We start from the raw sequence: 8,396 nt of genomic DNA, 5'->3' as shown, positions 1-8,396 counted from the left end.
GATCTTTAATCCAAATAAATGACATTGGATGCATGATGATTGGTGCCGCGCAATGGTTTGAGATATGAACTTAGTGAACCTACGACTCATGCAATTGCGCTGACTTCCACTGCTGCCGACTCATGAATACCAAAGACAATGCAATTACCGTGAGGATAATCCCAAGCATTTGAAATCCTTTGAAGCTAAACGTACCTCCCATTACGATAGCTATCAATAATGAAGAGATAATGGTTCCCAGATATCTGGATGTGTTAAATAATCCGGATGCTACACCGATTATTTCTTTTGGAGAACTTTGGAACAGTGCTGCTTGCATACCTACATTGTTCAAACCGTTGCTAATACCGAATGCAGCTAAAGCCAAACACACGCTGATAACCGGTGAAGTTGGATTCAATGTCACGAGCCACACTGACCCCAATGTCATCAGAATTGCGGACACCAGCAATGCCGGTCGGGGTCCTGATTTATCGATCCATTGTCCTGCAATTGGAGAAGTAATTAGCGAGCACAAGCCTAAGCTTAGCATGAGAATGCCTGTTTGGAACTCACTGACATGACGTACCATTTGCAAGTAGGACGGAAGCCCGAAAAAGAGCGAGTAATATAGTACATTAACGAGCATAAATTCAACATTAACCCAAGTCATCGCAGGGTACTTGGCAAATGTACGTAAAGGAATAAAGGGTGATGTCGCTTTTAACTCATGTCGTACGAATATCCCCAGCGCAACGAGACCTATCAGCCCGACAATGACATTTCCTAATAAGATATGTCCAGATGATTTTGCTGAGAGTAGTCCAACGAGCAGGGTAACCAAAGCCACTGTGAAGAGCAGAATCCCTAATGCATCAATCAATTCAAACCATTTACGAAAGGACATGTTGCGTGCTACGGATGTTGGCAGTTCGTCCTTAGGAATATTCCTCCAAGCCAATACAAAGCTGGCCACCACAAACGGAATATTGATGAAAAAGATAGCAGGCCAATTCCACCAGTGAATCAAGACACCGCCAATAAAGGGGCCAATCGCTGCTGCTCCAGATAGGAATATGGACAAAACAGACAACGCAGTTGCTTGTTTCTCTGTAATATGAATTCGAACAATAGCCATTCCAACCCCAACCATCATGCTTGTTCCGATGGATTGCACAATGCGGAACACGATGAGCCACCCGAAATTTGGTGATAATGGAGCTAATAATGATGCAATGAAGGCTACAACAAGCCCGGCAAGAAATATTTTCCTACGACCGAATAAATCGCTGGCCTTTCCCATGACAGGTTGAGCGATGCTACTTGCAATGTAGAAAGAAAAAATAATCCAGGAAACACCTGTAAAGTCAAGTTGGAACACATTTTGCAGACTTGGAATAGCAACAGAAACCATCGAAGAATTTAATGGGTTCAATAGTATCCCTAGACCAACTGAAATCATTAACCACCAGCTGCGAACGCTCATTTCTGGTCCCCCCATAGCGAATTAATGTCATCGTACTTGAAATCGATTATTTATTCCAACGTATTTGATGTTATAATCTCATTGACTTGAGGGAATGAATGGGGGATCATAATGGAACTTCTTCAACTGCAATATTTTTTGACGGTAGCTCGTTTGGAACATGTGACCGAAGCTGCACGAAGTCTGCACGTTACTCAATCGTCGCTGAGCAAAACGATTCAACGTCTAGAGGAAGATCTGGGGGTTCCTCTATTCGATCGAACAGGGAGGAAACTGCGATTGAATGAGTTCGGAAGCAAATTCCTTCACCGTGCAGAGAGGGCTTTATTTGAATTGGAGCAGGGGAAGCAGGAGCTTAGTGATTTATCCAGCCCGGAACATGGCACTCTCGAATTGGCAGTGACCACCGCAAGCACATTACCGAATATCCTGCGAGAGTTTCGGAAAAAGCGACCTTATATTCAATTTCATGTGCAAATGCTGACCACGCAGGAAATGGTAACGCTGCTTCATAGAGGAGAGGTCGATTTTTGCTTGTCCTCACCTCCAATAGAGGGAGATGACATCGAATGCCAAATCGTGTTTATCGATCCAATTCTTGTAGCTGTTCCAAAGAGGCATCGGCTGGCAGATCGAAGCAGTGTAACGTTGACAGATCTAAGGGATGAATGGTTTGTCGGTGTAAAGAGAGGCTACGGTACTCGCGATTTAGTGGACTCTGTATGCAAATCGGAAGGTTTTATACCTAAGTATGTGTATGAGGGGGATGAACCTGCAAGGCTTAGTACGCTTGTGGAAGCTGAAATTGGCATAGCCTTTATACCAAGCACGGCAAGAAATTCACGGGAACATCTTAAATATCTCCAAGTAGAAAATCACGAATTGGTACGGGAGATCGCTTTATTATGGCATAGGAGTCGGTATATTTCACGGGCTGCTCTGGAATTCCGTGAGGTAGTTGTAGAATATTTCGGAGCGATATCCAAACAGACAATTTAATCCTATATATAAGCGAAATAAAAAACATTAACAGAAGCGGTAGCGTAGGACATGTTAACCAAACGTCCTAAGCGGCCGCTTATTCTTTTATTCAACTGCAAAATTTGTAATTTCGATTTGTACGCTGCCATACACACATGCCCAGCTATTGAAGGAGTTATTAGATTGTACTAACCCATCCTTCTCAGCTGGCGAAACTGCTCTGGCGTGATGCCTGTATGCTCCCGAAATCTCTTGATAAAATAGCTGCTTTGATGAAAGCCAGTTTCCAGTGCAATCTGCTTTACAGTGAGTGCCGTGGATACAAGGAGATGTTTGGCCAGCGTTATTCGGCATTGGAGCAAATATTATGCTTTTATGTACAGAGCACCGGAATCTAGAAAAGTGTGTGGATTGAATATGTGAATGAGGTAAGAATCAATGAGGTCAAGATAACACCGGATATCGACCGTCATATGATCCGCTTTGACTTTCAGCTCATGGGTATTGAGGCTAAAGATAATTTACGCCTGGAGACACGGATTGCGCTGAAAGGACAGCATGTGAAAAAGGTCAGCTTATCTGCCGACAGACCCTGGATAACGGTGGAGGCCCATGTATTTCATGAAGCGTGTGGTCCATGGAAGCAGTGCTTGTGGTCACCGGAATCGCCCAACTTGTTCGATGTAGAGTTTGCTCTGTATGAGGATGAGAAAGAGAGCGACAGGGTGTATTCTTATTTTGGCATGCGGAAAATATCGATTGAAAACGGACAGATTCTATTGAATAATGGCCCTCTTTACCAGCGGCTGATTCTAGATCAGGGCTATTGGCCGGAAACTCATCTGACTCCCCCTTCTGAAGAAGCTCTTATCGAAGATATCGATAAAATAGCCGTGATGGGATATAACGGGGTTCGTAAACATATGAAGCTGGAAGACCCTCGCTTTTTATATTGGTGTGATGTGAAAGGCATGCTCGTCTGGTCAGAAATGGCGTCGACCTTTGAGTTCAATGATCAGGCGGTTAGCCGCTTTACGAAGGAATGGCTGGAAATCGTGCCGCAGCAGTACAATCATCCAAGCATCATAACTTGGGTCCCGTTCAATGAATCGTGGGGCATATCGACCATTGGACATGATGTAAGGCAGCAGCAGTTCACGCAAACCATCTATCATCTGACGAAGACGATTGATCCGTATCGTCCGGTGGTTACCAATGACGGTTGGGAGCATACGGTCTCGGATATTTTGACCCTTCATGATTATGTGGAGACGGGCGAAGAGTTTTTGGAGCGATATCAGGACAAGGAAAGCATCGTAAACAACAGCATCTCTTTTAACAATTGGAAATATGCCTTTGCAGAAGGATATGCCTACCGACGACAACCGATTATCATAAGCGAATTCGGCGGCATTGCCTTCCAGACGGACAAGGGCTGGGGATACGGAAACCAGGTGGATTCAGTCGAAGCTTTTATCGAACGTTTCCGTGCAATCACCGGAGCAATTAAAGCGTCTCGGGCTATTGCTATACACAGGTAACCGATGTACAGCAGGAAGTCAACGGGTTGTTGACGGAAGACCGAAAACCGAAGGTTCCGCTTGAAGTGATTCGGGAAATAAATCTAGCTTGAAGCGATAATTAAGATAATAGAATTTGCAAGACGGCTGCATGCTGTTGTTCAGCCATTGCTGGATTCACTTAACTAGAGAGTTTAAACTTGGAATAGCAATGTTGGAAAACAGGACAACTTTTTGCATACAGGCTTTTTATTAGAAAATTGGATTTAACTATTTTGGTTTTTTGTTCCCCACTCACATAACCCTTCCAAAACAGGTAATAGCGTTTCTGCTTTATCTGTGAGACTGTACTCGACTTTAGGGGGGACTTGAGGATATTCTTTCCGATTCACCAGACCATCCGCTTCCAATTCTTTTAGTTGTGAACTCAATGTTTTATAAGTAATAGCCCCTATCTGTCTTTTCAGATCATTAAAGCGAACTGTTCGGTTTTCGGCTAGGAGATAAATAATAACCATTTTCCATTTACCACCAATCAGTGAAACTGTATAACCAAAAGGTGTATCTTGAATGTTTTTAACTTTACCTTTAAATTCAGCCATACTCATGTTTACAATATCCTTTCGGGTAGTACCTATCAAAATAGTGCGTACTACGTTTTTATTTGTGTTCAGTTTATACTAACCTTACTTTTGAAGTAAAGGAGAGAAAACATGACTAAAAAAACAATACGTCTGTTAATGCCACAATGGCAAGGGGGAAACAATCCTAATTACTCTTTTGGAGCCGAACTGCTTGCTTGGCTAGCTCCGGATAATGATCAACCCCTTATTCATGTTCCCATTCAAGCTTATAACGGTACTCCGCTTGAAAACGAAAACGGTATGAATGGGAGAAAACAGCTACTTGAACAGTTAGAGGCTGCTCAGCATATCATTGATGCTCATAAGCCAGATCGTATTGTAATGTTTGGTGGTGACTGCTTAGTGGAACAAGCTCCATTTGCCTATTTGAACGAACGATACGGTGGGGAATTAGGTTTAATTTGGATCGATGCTCACAGTGATTTAGTTAGATATGTGGGCTATGATAACGGACATACATTACCGCTCGGAAATCTTTTGGGAGAAGGAGATGAGGAGTTCGCAAAACATGTGAAAATCCCACTAAAACCTGAAAATGTTTTTATCGCGGGATTAGCGGCTCCTACAGAACAAGAAACAGAAGCCATTTCAGAAGCGTTTCAAAGACTAGGGATAGCTCCTGCAGAATCAGACACAGAAGTGATTCAAAGACTAGGGATTAAAACTGCAGGAACCAAAGAGTTAACGAATAGTACTGAATCTATTAGAGAGTGGATTAAAGAAAGTGGCATTAAGCATCTAGCTATTCACCTTGATTTAGATGTGCTTGACCCAAAAGCATTTCGTTCTTTACTGTTCGCCAACCCTGAAGCGCCCTATAATTTTTCTCCTGCGGGAACAATGCAAATGCCTCAGCTACTTAATCTGATTAAAGAACTATCTGAAGAAACAGATGTAGTTGGATTAGGTATAACAGAGCATATGCCGTGGGATGCTATTAATTTAAAGAATCTGCTTGGAGAGATACCTATTTTAAATAAGTAAGTTCATACATGGATTATAATAGAACAATGATCTGCTTAATCACAAAAATACACCCCCGCAAACATAAAGTGCGTGAGTGCATTTTTATGATAAGCGATTTTGACATCCTATATTTGGGATTGTGATATGTAGGAGAAAATTCAACGAATTTAGTTTTATGAATGAACAGAGCTGAGAAATGACAACTTAAGAAAGTAGTATACATCACAATTTCCAAAGGAGGATATCTGTTATGGCTCACCAGAAGAAAAGGAAAGAAGCAGCCTGGAAGTCACGAAAGCAAGAGCAGCATCCCCATGGTAAAGTCAAATCGCTCAAGGAGCTGTCCAGCGAATAGGAGTGAGGAGTATACTGCTTGAAAGAGAAGGACTGTCGGTGAAATTCATCGGCAGCCCTCTTTTTGCAATAATTTCGCTTATAGACAACCCAATGCAGATAGCGGGACTTGTAAAAAATGTTTTCCTGATGACAGCGTCTACAAACACCAAATTGCTATGCGTCACATACATCTTCACTTATTTTGGACCAGTAATTTACAGCGTTCTACTATAGAGGGTATCTTCTTAAATTCGTTTTTCTAAAGGCTGCCTGTTCCGGCTAAGAAATGAAGCATCTCCTGTCCAGGAGATGCTTCTTCTACGTTATGATTGGGGAGTCTGAGATAAGCTGATTTATCAGGATATGATTGAATTCAGGAGACCCTGCTTCACCTGATCCGACAGGGGCATAAGTGGCAGACGCAATTGCTCGGCGGCAATAATCTCTTGTTGGGTAAGCCACCACTTGATCGCGGCCGGGGCTGGCTCTGCAAATACATGCTGGATCATCGGTTCTAGTAGCATAAAACTGTCTCGCGACCCGTTCATGTCGCCAGCCACAAAACGTTGGTATATATCCACATACTTCTGGATATGGAGATGAGCGGATGCAAGCATACCACCGGTAGCCCCCTGGCATAGCATGGCATGGAAATAGGCATCCTCTCCGCAGAGGACAGGCTTGGTCTCGTACTGGGCCAATTTTAAGAGCAGATCAAGACCGCCCGTGCTGTCCTTGAGCCCAATTATGCCATCTAGGTCCAGCACTTTGCGAATTGTATCTATTGTCATGCGACTACCCGTGCGAACCGGAATCTCATATACTAGCACAGGCAGGCCTACACGAGATACGACACGGAAATGCTCCAATATTCCTTCCTGCGTCGGCCGGTTGTAATACGGAGTGACCACCATGGCCGCATCCGCTCCTAATTCAGCCGCCATTTCCGTCCGATGCACCGTTGAATAGGTATCGTTCGTTCCCGTGCCAATGACGATCGGAATGGTTTTGTTTATGCTCTTCAGAACATCCTGCGTCACATGTACCATCTGCTTCACTTCATCCCAGGATACGGTTGGCGACTCTCCTGTCGTACCGTTAACGACCAGACCCTGGATGTCATGGCCTGCAAGATAGGTAACATACTTCCGGTACGAATCGATGTCCAACTTATAGTCACGCGTAAAAGGTGTAATCAGCGGTATGAAAATCCCATGAATATGTTGTTCGTTCATCATCATCAGTTATCCCTTCCCGTTGAATTAAATCTAATGTAACATAGGAAACAGCATCAGAGTTATCTATAATAAACGATGATTCTAATCAAAATTTTCGATGGGGTGGCCAGATTGGATTTCATTTATCTTCAAACATTTCGGGAAGTTGCCATTCGTGAAAGCTTTACAAGAGCAGCAGAAGTGCTCGGTTACGCACAATCCAGCGTCACGACCCAGATTCAGAAGCTGGAGAAAACGTATCAAGTTAAATTGTTCGAACGCTACAATAACAATAAGATTCGTCTTACCTCCGCCGGAGAAGAGCTGTTCAAGCTTGCTGGACAAATGCTGGAGCTTTTCGAGCAATCGAAAGAAAAATTGGCCAAGCAGGGCGGTGGCTCCATGACGATCGGTACTATGGATTCCATCGCTTCGTATTTTCTGCCCCCGTATATGCAGGCGACTCGCAAAGAATACCCAGATCTGAACATACGATTGCATACGGATCGCGAAGAGATGATTTTGCACCAGGTGAGGGAAGGGGAGGCCGATGTTGGGTTGATCCTCGCGGACGATTCAAGCAATCCGGCGTTGCAGTGGATTACCATTCGAGAAGAACCGCTTGTGCTGATTGTCCATCCGAACCATCCGCTTATCGCTAAAGAGCGAATCGACCTGAATGATCTGGTTGATGCGGAGTGGATCATGCCCGAGCATACGTGCAACTACAGACAACTGCTGGAGAGAGTGCTTCGAGCAAATGGAATCACCTATCGCGTGAGTCTGGAGCTGGGTAATCCGGAAGCGATCAAACGGAGCATCAAGACTGGAGAGGGCATATCCATTCTACCTCTAATGGCTGCACTGGAGGAGATCGAACGGGAAGAGCTGAAGGTGTTACCCTTTGAGCATGCCGAGCTCAAGCTGGAAATTCAGCTTGTTCTTCATCCCAAGAAGTGGGTGTCCAATGCATTGAGCTTTTTTATGGAGAGCATGAGAATGTAGATTTTCCTCCACATCAAAATTAATATACAGTGCGAGCGCTTCCTAGTGGATACCAGAAGCGCTCAGAGTTTAACGTACCGAAGGATGAGAACTTAGAAAGCAAAGATGAACCAAAGTTTATTCAAATAATCGACGTATTTTTTCTGGAAAATAAGCAATCAATATTTGTATTCACTAAACCATTCGGTTACTTAATGTTTAATTAGAACAAGATGATCGACCTTACAGCCAAGAATGGTGATTTAAGTTAATGGGAAAGGAA

8 protein-coding genes and 1 pseudogene are annotated in these 8,396 nt (G+C 43.6%); 5 read left to right on the top strand and 4 right to left on the bottom strand.

Annotated features, from left to right (window positions below; genetic code table 11):
* Positions 1-79: 79 nt before the first annotated feature.
* The gene (locus WA407_RS22760; RefSeq protein ID WP_336078438.1) at positions 80-1,465 is read right to left on the bottom strand and encodes an MFS transporter; all 1,386 of its coding nucleotides are present in this window, start codon (positions 1,463-1,465) and stop codon (positions 80-82) included.
* 111 nt (positions 1,466-1,576) lie between these two features.
* Between WA407_RS22760 and WA407_RS22755 the strand changes: the two genes are divergently transcribed.
* Positions 1,577-2,464 carry a LysR family transcriptional regulator gene (locus WA407_RS22755; RefSeq protein ID WP_336078437.1) on the top strand — a complete coding sequence of 296 codons (888 nt, stop codon included), beginning with the start codon at positions 1,577-1,579 and terminating at the stop codon, positions 2,462-2,464.
* A 170-nt stretch (positions 2,465-2,634) separates the two neighbouring features.
* On the opposite strand, the gene WA407_RS26815 is transcribed toward WA407_RS22755, so the two are convergent.
* Complete coding sequence (locus WA407_RS26815; protein WP_442952048.1) at positions 2,635-2,808, bottom strand: helix-turn-helix domain-containing protein; 174 nt, start codon at positions 2,806-2,808, stop codon at positions 2,635-2,637.
* A 6-nt stretch (positions 2,809-2,814) separates the two neighbouring features.
* On the opposite strand from WA407_RS26815, the pseudogene WA407_RS22750 reads away from it, so the two are divergent.
* Positions 2,815-4,079: pseudogene (locus tag WA407_RS22750) on the top strand (glycoside hydrolase family 2 TIM barrel-domain containing protein); the annotation flags it as partial.
* A 153-nt stretch (positions 4,080-4,232) separates the two neighbouring features.
* On the opposite strand, the gene WA407_RS22745 reads toward WA407_RS22750, so the two are convergent.
* Positions 4,233-4,574, bottom strand: coding sequence for a winged helix-turn-helix transcriptional regulator (locus WA407_RS22745; protein WP_336078436.1), 342 nt, complete (start codon positions 4,572-4,574; stop codon positions 4,233-4,235).
* Between the two features lie 105 nt (positions 4,575-4,679).
* Between WA407_RS22745 and WA407_RS22740 the strand changes: the two genes are divergently transcribed.
* Positions 4,680-5,594 (top strand): arginase family protein, encoded by a 915-nt coding sequence (locus WA407_RS22740; RefSeq protein ID WP_336078435.1) that lies wholly within the window; start codon positions 4,680-4,682, stop codon positions 5,592-5,594.
* 232 nt (positions 5,595-5,826) lie between these two features.
* Entirely contained in the window at positions 5,827-5,931 is a 105-nt protein-coding gene (locus WA407_RS22735; RefSeq protein WP_023988604.1) for a DUF6254 family protein, read from the top strand.
* 337 nt (positions 5,932-6,268) lie between these two features.
* Here WA407_RS22735 and dapA read toward each other — a convergent pair whose 3' ends face one another.
* Positions 6,269-7,147, bottom strand: a complete 879-nt coding sequence (dapA, locus tag WA407_RS22730) for a 4-hydroxy-tetrahydrodipicolinate synthase (protein WP_336078434.1) — start codon at positions 7,145-7,147, stop codon at positions 6,269-6,271.
* A gap of 78 nt (positions 7,148-7,225) precedes the next feature.
* Here dapA and WA407_RS22725 point away from each other — a divergent pair, with 78 nt between their 5' ends.
* On the top strand, positions 7,226-8,134 hold the full coding sequence (locus WA407_RS22725; RefSeq protein WP_416145810.1) for a LysR family transcriptional regulator: 909 nt from the start codon (positions 7,226-7,228) through the stop codon (positions 8,132-8,134).
* The last annotated feature ends 262 nt before the right edge of the window (positions 8,135-8,396 follow it).

This window comes from Paenibacillus sp. 203, assembly GCF_037027525.1.
GTDB classification, from domain to species: domain Bacteria; phylum Bacillota; class Bacilli; order Paenibacillales; family Paenibacillaceae; genus Paenibacillus; species Paenibacillus polymyxa_B.
The sequence above is the reverse complement of the archived record's forward strand: the minus strand, read 5'-3'. Positions and strand labels throughout refer to the sequence as shown.